The 15,469-nt window shown below is 26.3% G+C and carries 15 protein-coding genes and 1 riboswitch; of the genes, 8 read left to right on the forward strand and 7 right to left on the reverse strand.

Annotation, left to right across the window (positions count from 1 at the left end):
- Nucleotides 1-4: 4 nt before the first annotated feature.
- Complete coding sequence (locus EPJ72_RS06010) at nucleotides 5-841, reverse strand: DDE-type integrase/transposase/recombinase (protein ID WP_147731296.1); 837 nt, start codon at nucleotides 839-841, stop codon at nucleotides 5-7.
- A gap of 141 nt (nucleotides 842-982) precedes the next feature.
- Nucleotides 983-1,079: riboswitch (purine riboswitch) on the reverse strand.
- A gap of 319 nt (nucleotides 1,080-1,398) precedes the next feature.
- Here EPJ72_RS06010 and EPJ72_RS06015 point away from each other — a divergent pair.
- From EPJ72_RS06015 to EPJ72_RS06035, 5 genes are all read left to right on the forward strand, one after another.
- Entirely contained in the window at nucleotides 1,399-2,154 is a 756-nt protein-coding gene (locus EPJ72_RS06015; protein ID WP_147731297.1) for a hypothetical protein, read from the forward strand.
- 18 nt (nucleotides 2,155-2,172) lie between these two features.
- Nucleotides 2,173-2,799: an MBL fold metallo-hydrolase gene (locus tag EPJ72_RS06020; protein WP_147731298.1), complete on the forward strand. Its 627-nt coding sequence runs from the start codon at nucleotides 2,173-2,175 to the stop codon at nucleotides 2,797-2,799.
- Nucleotides 2,800-3,334: 535 nt separating this feature from the next.
- On the forward strand, nucleotides 3,335-3,589 hold the full coding sequence (locus EPJ72_RS06025; protein ID WP_147731299.1) for a hypothetical protein: 255 nt from the start codon (nucleotides 3,335-3,337) through the stop codon (nucleotides 3,587-3,589).
- 76 nt (nucleotides 3,590-3,665) lie between these two features.
- Nucleotides 3,666-4,811 carry a DUF262 domain-containing protein gene (locus EPJ72_RS06030; RefSeq protein ID WP_147731300.1) on the forward strand — a complete coding sequence of 382 codons (1,146 nt, stop codon included), beginning with the start codon at nucleotides 3,666-3,668 and terminating at the stop codon, nucleotides 4,809-4,811.
- 20 nt (nucleotides 4,812-4,831) lie between these two features.
- The gene (locus EPJ72_RS06035; RefSeq protein ID WP_147731301.1) at nucleotides 4,832-5,386 is read left to right on the forward strand and encodes an HNH endonuclease family protein; all 555 of its coding nucleotides are present in this window, start codon (nucleotides 4,832-4,834) and stop codon (nucleotides 5,384-5,386) included.
- A 479-nt stretch (nucleotides 5,387-5,865) separates the two neighbouring features.
- Here EPJ72_RS06035 and EPJ72_RS06040 read toward each other — a convergent pair whose 3' ends face one another.
- Genes EPJ72_RS06040 through EPJ72_RS06055 form a run of 4 tightly spaced genes read right to left on the reverse strand, consistent with a single transcriptional unit; the run spans nucleotide 5,866 to nucleotide 9,766 of the window.
- Nucleotides 5,866-7,068: an ABC transporter substrate-binding protein gene (locus EPJ72_RS06040; protein ID WP_147731302.1), complete on the reverse strand. Its 1,203-nt coding sequence runs from the start codon at nucleotides 7,066-7,068 to the stop codon at nucleotides 5,866-5,868.
- A 24-nt stretch (nucleotides 7,069-7,092) separates the two neighbouring features.
- Nucleotides 7,093-7,905: an ABC transporter permease gene (locus tag EPJ72_RS06045; protein WP_147731303.1), complete on the reverse strand. Its 813-nt coding sequence runs from the start codon at nucleotides 7,903-7,905 to the stop codon at nucleotides 7,093-7,095.
- Nucleotides 7,902-8,711 (reverse strand): ABC transporter permease, encoded by an 810-nt coding sequence (locus tag EPJ72_RS06050; protein WP_147731304.1) that lies wholly within the window; start codon nucleotides 8,709-8,711, stop codon nucleotides 7,902-7,904. The genes EPJ72_RS06045 and EPJ72_RS06050 overlap by 4 nt, the downstream gene beginning before the upstream one ends.
- Complete coding sequence (locus EPJ72_RS06055; protein WP_147731305.1) at nucleotides 8,708-9,766, reverse strand: ABC transporter ATP-binding protein; 1,059 nt, start codon at nucleotides 9,764-9,766, stop codon at nucleotides 8,708-8,710. Before EPJ72_RS06055 ends, EPJ72_RS06050 begins: the two co-directional genes overlap by 4 nt.
- 442 nt (nucleotides 9,767-10,208) lie before the next feature.
- Here EPJ72_RS06055 and EPJ72_RS06060 point away from each other — a divergent pair, with 442 nt between their 5' ends.
- The gene (locus EPJ72_RS06060) at nucleotides 10,209-10,700 is read left to right on the forward strand and encodes a hypothetical protein (RefSeq protein ID WP_147731306.1); all 492 of its coding nucleotides are present in this window, start codon (nucleotides 10,209-10,211) and stop codon (nucleotides 10,698-10,700) included.
- Between the two features lie 24 nt (nucleotides 10,701-10,724).
- Here EPJ72_RS06060 and EPJ72_RS06065 read toward each other — a convergent pair whose 3' ends face one another.
- Both EPJ72_RS06065 and EPJ72_RS06070 read right to left on the reverse strand, forming a co-directional pair.
- The gene (locus EPJ72_RS06065; RefSeq protein WP_147731307.1) at nucleotides 10,725-12,089 is read right to left on the reverse strand and encodes an MATE family efflux transporter; all 1,365 of its coding nucleotides are present in this window, start codon (nucleotides 12,087-12,089) and stop codon (nucleotides 10,725-10,727) included.
- A gap of 25 nt (nucleotides 12,090-12,114) precedes the next feature.
- On the reverse strand, nucleotides 12,115-12,558 hold the full coding sequence (locus EPJ72_RS06070) for a hypothetical protein (RefSeq protein ID WP_147731308.1): 444 nt from the start codon (nucleotides 12,556-12,558) through the stop codon (nucleotides 12,115-12,117).
- A gap of 202 nt (nucleotides 12,559-12,760) precedes the next feature.
- Here EPJ72_RS06070 and lepB point away from each other — a divergent pair, with 202 nt between their 5' ends.
- Together lepB and EPJ72_RS06080 are read left to right on the forward strand one after the other, a co-directional pair.
- Entirely contained in the window at nucleotides 12,761-13,807 is a 1,047-nt protein-coding gene (lepB, locus tag EPJ72_RS06075; protein ID WP_147731309.1) for a signal peptidase I, read from the forward strand.
- Between the two features lie 13 nt (nucleotides 13,808-13,820).
- Entirely contained in the window at nucleotides 13,821-15,461 is a 1,641-nt protein-coding gene (locus tag EPJ72_RS06080) for a hypothetical protein (RefSeq protein WP_147731310.1), read from the forward strand.
- Nucleotides 15,462-15,469 lie beyond the last annotated feature (8 nt).

Here is a 15,469-nt window from a genome sequence, read left to right on the forward strand (position 1 = left end):
TAAATCAATAATGTGTATATTCTTTTAATTTTTCTCTCAATAATTCTACTGTGATATTTTTATTTAATCGTGAATAAAATTCTCTTTCGTCTATGCCGTGTACTCTTTCTACTACGCCATTGTATCTTGGTGTTGCTATAGGAATATATCTCCTCTCTAATTTATTTTTTAAGCAGTATTCATCAAAAATATTTATTTTAGGAGTATTAATACAGCGATAAGTATATTCTATACCATTGTCCGTTTGTATAGCCTGTATCTTAAAAGGTGAAGTTTTTAAGACATATTTTAAGAAAGATAAAGCACTATAAGGTGTTTTATCCTCATAGATTTGCCTCCAACTATAGCGTGTAGCTAAATCTACTGCAGTGAATTGATAAACTGTTTTTCTGCCTAATTTGATATATTTAGTGTCTATTTGAACTATTTTGCCCTCTTTTTGTATTTTAGAGACAAATTTTCGTTTATCATATCGCTTCTTTTTCTTTTTTGTTTTATATCTCCAAAGATTATTTCTTTTTAGTACATTCTCTATAGCTGTAACACCTATCTTAATGCCTTCACGATTTAAATATGCTTTAATATAATGCTTACCTCGATATTCTTTAGTATAGAGTTCAATAATTAAATTAATAGCTTTTTGATTATTAAAGATATTTGGAGAAGTTTTTGGCTTAGTACTAAAATTAGCGACAGTTCCAGTGTCTTTATATTTTTTAAGCCAAGCATAAAAAGTGGATTTAGGTATTTCTTGTCTCTTTAAAAATCTTTTAATATTTTTAGTTTTTAATGCTTCATCCACTATAAATAATTTAAATTCTGTGCTATAATCTCTTTTCATAGTAGTATCCTTTTATTTCTTTTTTGTTCAAAATATTATAACAAGGATACTGCTTTTTTTATACTAAAAAATGTCCAATATCTCATACTCCTAAACACATTTTTTATAAATAGACTTGACATATAAATCACCCCTTTAATTTAAATAAGGCATAAAACTTATAGTCAATTATTTAGGTAATTGGTAGAAACATTCATCCGTATTATGAACTTATATAAGAATAAATATTTTGCCCATACATAAGTATAGTGCTTTTTTACACTATGTCAATTAAATATAATGAATTTTATTTACACAACCCGCCCTATATATTTTTTACTCCATTTTCAAACAACAAACAAACTTTTTCTTATTATTTCATTAAAAAATGCAAAACCCACCCAAGTTTTTATTAATTATTATAATTCCATTTAACGCACGGTTGATGCATTTATACCTATAAAAAAATTACCATTATTAACTCACCTATATATTAAAAACATACTCTGCGTGCGGTAAATAATATATTTTTTCTTTTTCTATATTGAAATTTGTACTATTAAGTTTATTATATAATAATGAAAAGATTAATAATTATTTTTGCAGTATTTACATTTAATATTTTAAATGCACAATACTATTCATATACCAATATAAAAAATTTACCTCAAAATGAATATTTTACCTACAAAGGAATATCTTCTAAAAAAGATAAAGCAATAATTATATACACAGAAACTTCTATCGATAAAAATTACTGGAATATAAAAGAAACTTATATTAAAGGAAATGTAACGAACAATTTAAAAGACCCTTTCAAATTGAAAGAAACTTTTCTAACTAATGTAAGAAAATCAGAAAATTACTACACAATAGATTTAAAAAATATGAGAACAGTGTATGCAAAAAATATCGATTATTATGAGTTTGGAAATATTGAATATACATTTGATATAAGAAAAAAAGTAGACTATACAAACGATGCAGGAAGTTTGGCAATATTTTCTATGTATGGAATATATCAAATTGCAAGAGCTTATCCAATAGGCTCTACTAACCAAATGAATATTATTATGCCAACATCAAGCCCAGACAGTAAGCTTAGAGCTTATGTTATATATAATGGAATAAAAAAAATAGATATTAACACCAATCAAAAAAATGCTTATGAAATGGAAGTAAAAATTGAAGGCATACCTTTTTCTATATTTCTTCCAAAAATGGGAGCATATATAGAAGAGAATGATGAATCAAGAAAAATAATAAAATATAATTCTATTACTGGAATATTTGATAATATAGATATATATTTAACTGATTATAAATCTAAATAAAAATTATGGAGAAAAATAATGAGTGAATTAAAAGTAAGCTGTATTAACACAAATATGTATGGAATGAACTCTTATATAGTTTCTGTAGAAGATGAAGCTATTATAATAGATATTGCTAAATTGTCATTTGGATATGATGATTATACAAAATTATTAGAAGGCAAAAAACTTGTTAATGTATTGTTTACGCATGGGCATTTTGACCATATGTCTGGTGCTGATGATATAAGAGAGATTTACAAAGATACAAAGCATGCTGTACACAAAGATGATTATGATTTCTTTCAAGATGCTAACTTAAATGCAAGCGGTTATTTTGGAAGAGGTATAACATGCCAAAGCCCAGAAATAAAGTTTAATGATGGGGATACTTTTAAGTTAAAAGACAAAGAGTTTAAGGTAATACATACTCCGGGGCACACAAGAGGAGGAGTTTGCTATTATACAGAGGGACACTTATTTTGCGGAGATACTATATTTGCTTATGGTATAGGAAGAACAGATTTTGTTACTGGAAACTATGAGGAACTTGAAAACAGCATAACAAATATAATATACAAACTTCCAGATGATACATTGCTTTATCCAGGTCATGATGCTTACGGCTTTAAATTATCGCAAAGAAAGAAGATGGGCATAATGTGATTTAATAATAGCTGCAGTATATTTAAATCCTTATGGAATTAACAGAGTTTCAAATAATTATGCTTTAAAAAATAGCGATAATTATGCATTAGAAATAGAAATATTTTAATATTTTTCTAAAATTAATATAAAAAAATGCTTGACAAAACATAAAAATATCTTAGACTTACGGTATTATGAATATTATGTTTAGTTTAGAAAATATAAACCGCACCGCACCGCACCGCACCGCACCGCACCGCACCGCACCGCACCGCACCGCACCGCACCGCACCGCACCGCACCGCACCGCACCGCACCGCACCGCACCGCACTAATTTAAACTTTTTATTTAAAATATTTTTTAAGGGCATTTATAATCTTTTTAACTGCCTGTCTTTGCTATTGCAGAAATTATTATACATTAAAAAACTATCAGAATTATTTAATAACTTTATATATTTAAATTTCTTTTATAAAACAATTAAATCAATTGCAAAACTTTCAATATTTTTCAAAAATTTAATAATAAAAATTTATTTTAAGGAGGCTTTTTATGGCTCAAAATTTTTACTGTGAATATTGCGGTAGGAAATATAATTCTATATTTAGTTTAACATCTGGTTCTTGTTCTAGACATCCTGATGGAGCAAATAAGGGAAGGCATAAACTTTATGAAGGAAGTGAAAAAACTCAATATTTCTGCAAATACTGCGGTAGGAAATATAATTCCATATCTGATTTAACATCTAATTATTGTTCTAAACATCCAAATGGAGCAAATAAGGGAAGACATGCACCTGCTTTATAATTGGGGTTAAATTTAAGCACTTGATAAGTTTGTTTTATCAGGTGCTTATAAATATATTTAATTTAAGGAGATTATTATGTCTTTTATAAATATAAATGAATTGTTTAATGATAATAATAAAAAAGAAATAGAAATTCCAGATTATCAAAGGGCATATTCTTGGGAAGAAGATCAAATAAAAAGATTTCTTTCAGATATAGAAGAATATATTGGAAATAAAGAAATTGAGTATTATATGGGGCATTTTTTATTTGAGAAGCATGATAATTCTGATACCTATTATATTATAGACGGACAGCAAAGACTTACTACTATAGTAATATTTATGGCTTCCATTATAAACATTATGAATAAAAATAATATATTGGATAACGATATAAAAGATATTTATGATTCTATAAAAAATAAATTTTCAACAGTTTCATTTGATAACAATAATTTTAGAAAAATAATCGAAAATAATATAAGTAAAAGAGATTTGATTACTTTATCTCAAAAACGAATGCATAATGCATATAAAATTTTCACTAATGAATTAAAAAATAAAAAAGATAAACTTAAAGATATGTTTGATATTATTATGAAATCCCGCTGCAGCGAGTATGTCGTAAGCACAAAATCCCAAGCGGTGCAAATGTTTATATATGAAAATGACAGAGGCAAAAATCCTACCAATTTGGATATACTCAAATCTTTATTTATACATACCATATATATTAATTCAAATAAAAAAGAAGAAATTATAAATGATATTAGTTCAAAATTTGAGGAAATTTTTAAAAGTATTTCAAAGATAGAGGATATTTTAAGCGAGAATAATTTTTTAGAAATAGCTGTAAAAACATTTTTTAGCGATTTGAAAGAAAGAGGCATAGAACATATAAGAAAATATTTAAATTCCAAAAATGATGAAGAAGTTCCTAAAAAAATTAAAGATTATGGATATGATTTCAATACAAAAATAGACTTTATAAATGATTTTGTAAATACATTGGTTAAAAATGGAGAATATTTAGTAAAATTTGTAAATGAAGATAAAAAATATTTTTATATACATTCTATAATATCATTAGGCATTAATGTTGATATATATCCTTTAATAATATTTCCGTATAAAAACAATGTAGATGAAAAGACAAAAAAAGATTTTATAGAAATGATAGAAAATATATTAATAAGAAGCAGAGTTATAAATACTAGAAAAAAATATCTTCCGAATTAAGATGGAAATACTACTATAGATTGGCTGATGATAATGATGATTATAATATAAATGATTTTGTAAATGATATGTTAAAAGCATTTGAAGATGAATATTTTGCTTGGAGCAACAAGAGATATGAAGAATATCTTAATTATGAAATATCTAATCATACTATAAAATTTATATTATGGAAATATGAAAATTATTTATTGGGAAAAGAATTAAGATACGATGATGATAAAAAAATGCATAATATTAGTATAGAGCATATAGCACCCATTGAGCATCCGAATAAAAAAGATCATGGATTTGGTAGATATGACGGTAAATTTAAAAATTTAATAAATAGTTTGGGAAATTGTCTGCTTTTAGATAAAGATATTAATAATGCATTGAAAAATTCAATTTTTTGCAAAAAACTAAAAGGTTATAATGATCAAGAAGAATTTAAAAAGCTTAAACAGCAGGAAGAAATTATTAATAAATATCTCAATAAAAAAACGGGAACTATTAAATCTAATTGGGATAAAAATGCCATAGAAATCAGAAAAGCTAAAATAATTAATACAATGAAAAATATATACATAAAATAGTTATTGTATATTTTTTAACGATATTTTGTTAAATTTTATATAAATTATACTTGTATTAGCTTATTGATAATTCTGTCAAACAAATCACAAAAAACGGCAAATATGCTTTTAAAATTAATATTGTGCTATATACCTTTATAGCTACTTAAACTGTATATTATAATTTATTTAAAATTTTTATAAAAAAGTTTGCATTTTTTTTATATATAACTAGGCTTGTCAATATTATCAATATTAAATTAAAATTTTGCAGCAATTAATATTTTTAAGAACAGAATAAAAATGTTATAGCACTATTTCTATTATATTCATTTAATAGGTTGGTGCTACCGTTCGTTTCAAAAGAACTGTGGGGCTAGTAGCCGCAAATAATTAAAATAAAAACTTATATGACAAAATATAGTTATTTAAGTATAAATAAATGCAATAAAAAAGCATGTACGTAAAATACATGCTTTTGTTTTCTATGAAAATAATTATTAATTTTCTCTTCTCTTCTTCTTTCTCAAAACTATTATAGCTACACATAAAGCTACAACTACCGCCAAAGATATAGGAACAACCCAACCGCCGTAAGTTGAATCATCTGATAATATCTCATTCCAAAGCTCTTCCATAAGCAAGTTTGTCTCATCTGGCAATGTTATATAAACTTCGCAATTATCAAGAACCTCAGCAGGCGGATATATTAAAGGATTATTTTTTACTTCTTCGCTCATAATTTCTATAGCAGCATTATTAGGAGAGCCGTAATTAATATACTCTATATTAGCTAAAGCAACTTCTGCCTCGCATAAGAAATTTATATAAAGCTCAGCAGCCTCAACATTTTGAGCATTTGAAGGTATACATATAGCATCTACAAATAAATTAGCTCCATTCTCTGGTATAACAAATTTTAAATCAGGATTATTGTCTATCATAGAAAGAGAATCTCCAGCATAATAAACACCAAGTGCCGCCTCACCTGCCTCCATTTTGTCATATATTTCGTCCATTACATAAGCCTGAACCAAAGGTTTTTGCTCTTTTAATATTCTTGCAGTCTCTCTTAATTCCATTTCATTAGTAGTGTTTAATGAATAGTTTAAATAAGCCTGTGCCACTCCAAAAGCATCTCTTAGGTTATAATACATAAGTATTTGGCCTTTATATTTATCATTAAAAAGTATATCCCAGTCTACTATATCTTCTGTTACTTTTTTTGTATTATATATTATTCCATTGATTCCCCAAGTATATGCTACAGAATATTCGCCTGTTGGGTCATAAAGTTGTTTATAAAATCTCTTGTCTATATTTTTAGCAGCTGGTATATTATTATAATTTATTTTTTGTATGAGGTTTTCTTTTATCAATTTTGCTATCATATAATCTGAAGGTATTATTATATCATAAGCAATGCCGCCAACTTTTAATTTTACATAAAGCTCTTCATTTGAAGCAAAAGTTGAGTAATTTACTTTTATACCTGTAAGCTCTTCAAACTCTTTATTAATATCCATAGATTCATCAGAACCATCAGATATATACTCGCCCCAGTTGTATACATTTAAAGACATATTCTTATCTTTAAACTTCTGATAGTAGTTTAAATCGAGCTTGCTAGTATCAAGTCTCTGAGCATTCAATGAATAAAAACACATAGAAACTAATGCAAAACTAAAAAATAATTTTTTCATTTTTTATTATTCTCCTTTTAACTATTAATTATTTTTATTGAATTTTCTTTTTAATTGTGTTAAATATTTTTCTTTTTTTATCTCTTTAATATTGATAATAACTAAAGTGATAAGAACTATAGTAAATATTACAGTAGATATAGCATTAATTTCTGGGCTTACTCTTTTTCTAGTCATAGAATAAATTGTTATAGGAAGAGTTTGAGAAGTGATGCCAGAAGTAAAATAACTTACAACAAAATCATCTAAAGAATAAGTAAGAGCCATTAAAAAACCAGCTATAATACCAGGAAATATATCAGGAATTACAACCTTCCAAAAAGCCAAAGTAGGAGTGCATCCCAAATCTAATGCTGCTTCATACAAACTATTATCCTGCTGTCTTAATTTTGGAAGAACATTCAATATTACATAAGGTATATTAAAAGTAATATGAGCAAGTATTAAAGTTGTAAAACCGAATTTCAATTTCATTATTACAAACAAAAGCATTAATGAAACACCTGTCACTATTTCAGGATTAATTATAGATATGTAGGTAACACCCATAATAGCACTTTTCATTTTTTTGTTGAAAGAACTTATTCCAATAGCAGCCATAGTTCCTATAATTGTAGCAAGTACAGATGAAACAGCAGCTACTATGATTGTGTTAAAAAAAGAAGTTAATATCAAATCATTTGAAAAAAGTCTTTCATACCATTCAAAAGTAAACCCCGTAAAAACTCCGCGTCCTCTTGCTTTATTGAAAGAGAAAAATATTAGTATAGCTATAGGAGCATATAAAAATAAAAATATAAAAGCAATATATGTTCTAGAGAGTATTTTTTTTATCATAATAGCATACCCTCTACATCATCATCAATCTGCTGCATAAGAAGTATAGCACATAATGAAATTACTATTAAAACCAAACTAATAGCAGACCCCAAATTAGGATTATAAGACATTCCTAAAAATTGCATCTCTATCAAATCACCTATAAGTATGTTGGAGCCTCCACCAAGCATACGGGAAATTACAAATGTACTAACAGCTGCCACAAACACCATAGTAACACCAGAAGCCATACCCGGCAAACTTAAAGGAAAAACAACTTTTGTAAATACATTAAAAGAATTAGCACCCAAATCTTGAGAAGCCTCTATTAAACTCTTATGTATCTTTGTCATTACAGAATATAGAGGAAGTATCATAAAAGGCAAATAGTTATATATCATTCCTATAAGCACAGCCCATTGAGTGTTTATAAGTTTTACAGGTGAAAGCCCGAAAAAAATTAAAGTCTTATTAATTAAACCATTTTGCTCTAATATAGTCATCCAAGCATATGTTCTTAATAAAAAGTTCATCCACATAGGAAGCATTACAAGCATTATAAGTGCATGCTGAACTGTTTTATTTTGTCTTGATATATAATAAGATAATGGATAAGCAAGTATCAAACATACCAAAGTAGACACAAAAGCAAGCATCACAGAACGCATTATAACAGGGGCAAATGTAGAAACATCTGCAAAATTTTTTATAGTAAAATCACCCCTCTGATTAGTAAAAGCAAAATATATAACCAAAATTAAAGGCACCAATATAAAAACTAAAGTCCAAATAAGATAAGGTATAGCAGGTATTTTTGTTTTCATAAAAGCACCTCCTCTTCCTCTCTTTTCATTATATGAATATTTTCTTTAGCTACATCAATGCCAATCTCAGTACCAGCTTCCCATTTCTCTGTAGAATGTATAATCCATTTATAACCATGAGCATCAAGTATCATCTCATAATGAACACCCTTAAATATAGCAGATTCCACAAGTCCAGATATATTAGCATTATCAGCAGGCACTACTATTATATCTTCCGGACGAATAACAACATCAACTTTCTCTAACTTTTCAAAACCCTTATCAACACAATTAAATACATAACCCGCAAACTCAACTAAATAATCTTCATGCATAATACCATCTATAATATTGCTCTCTCCAATAAAATCTGCTATGAATGCATTCTTTGGTTCATTGTATATATCTTGAGGAGTGCCAATCTGAAGTATCTCTCCGTCTTTCATAACAGCAACCGTATCACTCATAGTTAAAGCTTCTTCTTGGTCATGAGTAACATATACAAAAGTAATCTCTAATGACTGCTGAATTTTTTTAAGCTCTATTTGCATCTCTTTTCTAAGTTTTAAATCTAATGCTCCTAAAGGCTCATCAAGAAGTAAAACCCTCGGCTTATTTATTAATGCCCTTGCAATAGCTACCCTCTGCTGCTGACCGCCTGATAAATTATTGATATTTCTATTTCCGTAATTTTCTAAGTTCACCATCTTCAGCATTTGATGAACTCTATCTTTAATATCTGCTTTAGGAACCTTTTTGAGATTAAGACCAAAAGCAATATTTTCAAACACATTAAGATGCGGAAACAAAGCATATCTTTGAAAAACAGTATTTACTTCCCTTTTGTAGGGCTGAGTATTATTTATCACCTTACCGTCAAATAATACCTCTCCATAATCTGGCTTAACAAAACCTGCTATAGTTCTAAGTATAGTTGTTTTACCGCAGCCTGAAGGTCCTAAAAGAGTGAGAAACTCTTTGTCTTTGATGTCTAAATTAAGATTTTCAAGTATGGTATTTTCACCATAAGATACATTGATATTTTTTAAAGATACGATAATATTATCGCCCATCACACGACCCCCTATGCGTATATTTACAATAGCCTCCGTAAAATTACGTATATACATGTTAACGTATAAAACGCAGTTTACTCGTCGCTTACCCGCATAGGGTTTTTTTCGTTCTAGCTAATTATAGATTAATAATAAGCCTTTCTTAGTCAACAGATACACCTGCAAAGAATATCCATTACTCGAGCTATTGCATTAATTTTTTAATGAAACTCAATATAATACAAATAAAAATAATGTCAATACTATAAATAAAATTTTATTTAAGTTTTTTAATTCTAATGAAATATTTTTACTAAATGTTATTAACATATCATAAAAAATAATTTTAAATATGAAATCTTAATATACAAAAGTTGCAATACTATTATAAATTATATATAATCCAATATAAATAGATTTTTAGTTCTATAACAAAATTAAAATCAAGGAAGCTCATTCTATGAAAAATATCAAAAAATTATCTATTGTCTTAATATCTTTATTATTTATATTATCTTCATGCGAAACATTACAAAATACAGCAAGAGAAATTACAAGAGAATATATAGAAGAAAATAAACCAGATATAAAAGTAAAAAAAGCTTCTATTGCAAGTATAACTTTTAAAGATATTACTTTAGATGTGCTTCTAAATATAAAAAATAATTTTCCTTTTGAATTGCCATTAGAAAGAATAGATATAGAATTAATTAATACAGATAATAAAGTTTTTACAAGTGCAAACACTATTCAAACTCTAAAAATACCTTCTAAACAATCAAAAGATGTTAATATGGAGTTTAATGCTAAATATATTGATGTATTTACTACAGCCTTTGGAAGTATAAAAAATAAAAACTTCAAATGCTCTGCTAAAATTACTTTAACTTTTACAATACAAAATATGAAATTCCAAATACCTTATACTAAAGAATTAACTTTTATAGAATAAATAATTTTTAAATAAATTTTTTATCTATTGTGTGATATTTGAGTTTTTTTGCCATTTATTAGATTTATAATAATATAAACTAAACAAAGTATTTATTATATAACAAATACCCATAGATGCCCATATTCCAACAAGTGCAAATTTTCCTGATAATACATAAGCTAATATGGTTCTTAAAATAAGTGTAGTAGAAGTGCTAAAAATCATTATTACTATAGTTTTACCAGCACCATTAATTATACCATTGCATACAAACATAATTGAATAAAATATAAATATAGGCATTATAGTATAAATATAACTCTTAGAATATTCAAAAACTTCTAAATCTTTCGTAAACATATTAACTAGTAAATGAGGATTAACTATAGAAAATATGCTCATCACAGAAGAGATAATTATACCAATAACAATGCCGTTTTTAAAAATTTCTTTTACCCTATCAAATTTATTAGCTCCGATATTTTGTGCTGACATTGTCATAACAGCATTACCTAAAGCCCCTATAGGCATAATAAATAAAGATTCTACCCTATTTACTATAGCAACCGTAGCACTTGCAGCATCTCCAAAACTGCTTATAAGTCTTGTTATTATAAGCCAGCCGAAAGCCACTATAAATTGATTCGATGAAATTGGAATTGCTAATTTCATTATCTTTTTAGTTATTTTAATATCAAATGTAAATATAAAAGGATTAATTTTTATAAAGCTATTTTTTATTTTTAAATATGATGTGCTTATTAACACAGAAATACATTGAGATATTACAGTAGCTATAGCAGCCCCCTTAAGCCCCATTGCTGGAATTATAAAAAAGCCCTTTATTAATATTGGGTCTAATATAACATTAATAACAGATGATACTATCAAAAATATTAAAGGCCTCACAGTGTCCCCAATAGCCCTAAGTATAGAAGATATAAAAAAATAAGAATATGCAAACGGCAAACCTATTATAGATATTCTCAAATAAATAACGGCCATATCTAAAGCATCTTTTGGGGTGTTCATTATTATTAATATTTTTTTAGCAAATATAAACATTAATGAGCCAACAGTAAAAAGTATAATAACTCCCAAAGTGGTAGATACTTTTATTACATAACTAACACTATCATAATCTTTAGCACCATAATATTGTGATACTATAACCCCATTAGCCATATTGACCCCAAAAGCAAAAGAACCCATCATAAGTGTTATTGGAAAACTCACGGCAACAGCAGAAAGTCCAAGAGGTCCTATAATATTTCCTATCCATATGCTATCTACTATGTTATAAACAACATTCAATGTGTTTGATAATAATATTGGTATCAAAAGTGTGATAAGTGTGGTAGATACCTTTGATTCTGTAAGATCTTTGCCTATGTGATTTGATGACATATATTATTATAACCTTCAAAATTAATTAATATCTATTAAAAATACCACTGTATATTTTATCATTCATTATATTTCTTTTCTCTACTAAACCAACATTAGCTATATAAATACTTTCATTATAACTACTCTTTACAAATTCAATAGTTAAATAGTAAGTAACACTATCTCCCCTATCATATACATATTTAGTTGCATCATACACATCATTCCCAGAAACAGTTCTATATACAATATCATACTTATAAAAATCTATAGTAAGGTTATATTGATCTTTAAACTGCATAGTACCGTCAGAAGCAATTCTTATAATAGAATTACCATGTATATTATCAGCTCCATATAAATATCCAGCCCAAGCTCCTGTATATATGTTGCCTTTTGTAAAAATCGAAGAAGTGCTTAAATTAATAATACAGGAAGATAAAACTATGTTTAAAAATATTATTAGTAGTATAATTTTTTTATTCATAATTTAATTACCATTTTTTAAACATTATTTTTAAGATAATATATCATAAAAATATAAAGTCAAATATCAAAATTACAGCAATATATTATAAAAAATGACTTTATTATAAATAAATAATTATATATAACATAGTATCAAGTTGATTTTTTATGAGTGTTATTATATAATACTACATTAATATTTAGAGAAGGTGCTTAATTTTATGGAAAACCCTATAAAAAATATTACAGATATCATAATAGGCGAATGCAAAACTTTTAAACATACATTAAAAGAAATTTTATACGCAATAGTAATAGTGCTCATTATAAACACATTTTTAATACAAAACTATCAAATTCCAACAGGTTCTATGATACCAATTATCATGCCTGGAGATAGGTTATTTGCAAATAGATTCGTATATGGCGTAAAACTTCCATTTACAGACGGACTTTTAGGATATAGACTTCCTAAAATCAAATCACCTCAAAGGGGAGATTTAGTTGTATTTAGAGCGCCTCCTTCTTCTACTTTTGGATGCGAATCTTCTATGCCATATTATGAACCTTCACCTTTGGTACAGATGTTAAAATTGCCTGTAATGGTATTTTCACTTACTCCTTTTAATTGGGACCCGAGATTTTTAGTGGCAGACTTTATAGGAGAAAAACTCACAGGAGGAAAGCATCTTGCTCCTGCTAAATTATTCTTTGGGCTTAAAGCTGTAGATTTAGACCCTAGAAAAGAGTTTGTTAAAAGAGTAATTGCTACTGCTGGAGAAACTGTTGAAATTAGAGAAAAAAAGATAATTATAAATGGAAATGAAATAGAAGATAAATGGGGTTATTTTTATTATGGGGAAAGAGACTTCGTACCTATTATAGATATATATGGACCTGTTTATGTACCAAAAAAAGGTGATATTATAATATTTAAAAAAATAGTTGATAGGGAAGATTATTATAATGACCTTAAATCTTTTGAAGTATATATTAATGATAAAATAGTTAGCGATGATATTAAACTATTTTTTTGGATGAATATATATATACCTTATGCAAAAGACAGACCCGATGAATATATATACAATGTACCTGAAGATTATTTCTTTGTCATGGGAGATAATAGGGATCAAAGCTGCGACAGCAGAATGTGGGGACTTGTACCTTACAGACTTATTAAGGGTCAGCCTATGATTGCTTGGATACAATCAAAAAGACCTGATGATGTGCCTCAAGGTTTCTTTAAATACTTTATTATAAAATAAGTGAATATATATTATGTATAGCCAAATATCAAAAGATACATTAAAAGAATTATTAAAAATTTGGAAAGCAAAAAATATAGAAGATTTGCAAAATAAAACTGATAATATATCTTTAATTTCGTATAAGTTCTTTCTTTTAAATAAAGAAGAAAAAGAAATTGTTTATTTTATTATAAAAAATTATGATAAAGAAATCAATTCTATAGATATTGCATATTCTCTTAAATATGGTCAAAAGCAATTACCTATGTTTTTTAATTATGTTGATGATATAAAAAAATCTGGGCTTTTATATTTAAAAATGAAAAGAAGAAAACTTAATGCTAATGATGATACATTAAACTTTTTACCAAACATAAGAGAATTATTAGAAACAATTATTCTAAAAGACAATACTAAAAAAATAGAAAATTATATTGATGTTAAATATAATGCTACAACATACAAAAAATATCTTAAAAAAATAATATCCATATATGAAAATGGAGGAATAATAGAAAATACAAAAATAAAAATTACTAATGATGAATTATTGGATTTATGCAAGGCTAATATTGTTACATTATATTTTACAAAAGAAAGTGAAAATGCATTTATAGCTATTAATAATACAAATGTATTAAACACTATAGAAAAATCTCTTGAAGACAATGTGGCTTCTTCTGTTTTTATATATAATCACCTTAATATATTAAATGATATAGAAAACTTTATTTATGAAGTAGATATTCAAAAAATAAATATAGATAATATTAATTTAGAAGTTTTTAGCAGCAATATAGATTATAACACAATCATAGATATTTGCTTAAAACTTGATTTAATAGTGATAGATAATAAAGGTTTTATTTCATTAGAAAGTGATAATGTAAAAAAATTCTTATCACTTAATATAGAAAAAAGAAGAGATACCATATTAAAACAAATATTTAAAAATCATATGGAATATCAAAATAAAATACTTCAAATATTAGAAAATAATGAAAATATTTCTAAAACCAAATTGCTATTAGAACTCAAAGAAAAAAACACTATATCTCCAGAAACATACAATAATATATTATATACAATGTTTATTTTCGGACTTGTAGAAGCTTCTTTTTATGAAGGAGCTATTGTTGCATTAAAAAGTGTAAAAGATATAAAAAATAATGCAAAAAAATGTTTTATTAATGGCAATTTTGAAATAACCTTAATTAATCATAATGCTTTTGATGATGATTTTATTTATATGTGTAATTTATATTTTGAGCTTGAAAAAAATGAAAGCGTTTATACTTATAAAATCACAGAAGACAAAATATTAAAAGCAAAAACTATTATAAATGATACTGAGTCTGATTATAGTTTTAATAATTTTTTAAGCAAATTAAAATCTGTATTAAATGAATATTCGCTTACAATACCAAAACATGTAGAAAGTAATATTAACAGATGGTATGAAAGAGGAATTATATCTTCAATATACGAAAACATTACTTTGATAAATATAAAAGATAAAGACAAACTTGAAGAGATAGTTTATGAAGCAAACAGAAAAGGCATGAACATAAAAAAAATTAATGATGAATATGCTATATTAAAATACAATTCTGTAAGCAAGAAGACTTTAACGAAATTTTTAAGACAAAGAAGAATAATAGTAACTTTTTAATTTTTTAG

This window comes from Brachyspira pilosicoli, assembly GCF_008016535.1.
Classification (GTDB): domain Bacteria; phylum Spirochaetota; class Brachyspiria; order Brachyspirales; family Brachyspiraceae; genus Brachyspira; species Brachyspira pilosicoli_A.

What these genes read in the sequence shown, in the direction of transcription:
- lepB (WP_147731309.1), top strand. Translation starts at nt 12,761, where the DNA reads ATGGAAAACCCTATAAAAAATATTACAGATATCATAATAGGCGAATGC.
- EPJ72_RS06050 (WP_147731304.1), bottom strand. Translation starts at nt 8,711, where the DNA reads ATGAAAACAAAAATACCTGCTATACCTTATCTTATTTGGACTTTAGTT.
- EPJ72_RS06070 (WP_147731308.1), bottom strand. Translation starts at nt 12,558, where the DNA reads ATGAATAAAAAAATTATACTACTAATAATATTTTTAAACATAGTTTTA.
- EPJ72_RS06065 (WP_147731307.1), bottom strand. Translation starts at nt 12,089, where the DNA reads ATGTCATCAAATCACATAGGCAAAGATCTTACAGAATCAAAGGTATCT.
- EPJ72_RS06055 (WP_147731305.1), bottom strand. Translation starts at nt 9,766, where the DNA reads ATGGGCGATAATATTATCGTATCTTTAAAAAATATCAATGTATCTTAT.
- EPJ72_RS06010 (WP_147731296.1), bottom strand. Translation starts at nt 841, where the DNA reads ATGAAAAGAGATTATAGCACAGAATTTAAATTATTTATAGTGGATGAA.
- EPJ72_RS06020 (WP_147731298.1), top strand. Translation starts at nt 2,173, where the DNA reads ATGAGTGAATTAAAAGTAAGCTGTATTAACACAAATATGTATGGAATG.
- EPJ72_RS06060 (WP_147731306.1), top strand. Translation starts at nt 10,209, where the DNA reads ATGAAAAATATCAAAAAATTATCTATTGTCTTAATATCTTTATTATTT.
- EPJ72_RS06025 (WP_147731299.1), top strand. Translation starts at nt 3,335, where the DNA reads ATGGCTCAAAATTTTTACTGTGAATATTGCGGTAGGAAATATAATTCT.
- EPJ72_RS06040 (WP_147731302.1), bottom strand. Translation starts at nt 7,068, where the DNA reads ATGAAAAAATTATTTTTTAGTTTTGCATTAGTTTCTATGTGTTTTTAT.
- EPJ72_RS06015 (WP_147731297.1), top strand. Translation starts at nt 1,399, where the DNA reads ATGAAAAGATTAATAATTATTTTTGCAGTATTTACATTTAATATTTTA.
- EPJ72_RS06080 (WP_147731310.1), top strand. Translation starts at nt 13,821, where the DNA reads ATGTATAGCCAAATATCAAAAGATACATTAAAAGAATTATTAAAAATT.
- EPJ72_RS06030 (WP_147731300.1), top strand. Translation starts at nt 3,666, where the DNA reads ATGTCTTTTATAAATATAAATGAATTGTTTAATGATAATAATAAAAAA.
- EPJ72_RS06045 (WP_147731303.1), bottom strand. Translation starts at nt 7,905, where the DNA reads ATGATAAAAAAAATACTCTCTAGAACATATATTGCTTTTATATTTTTA.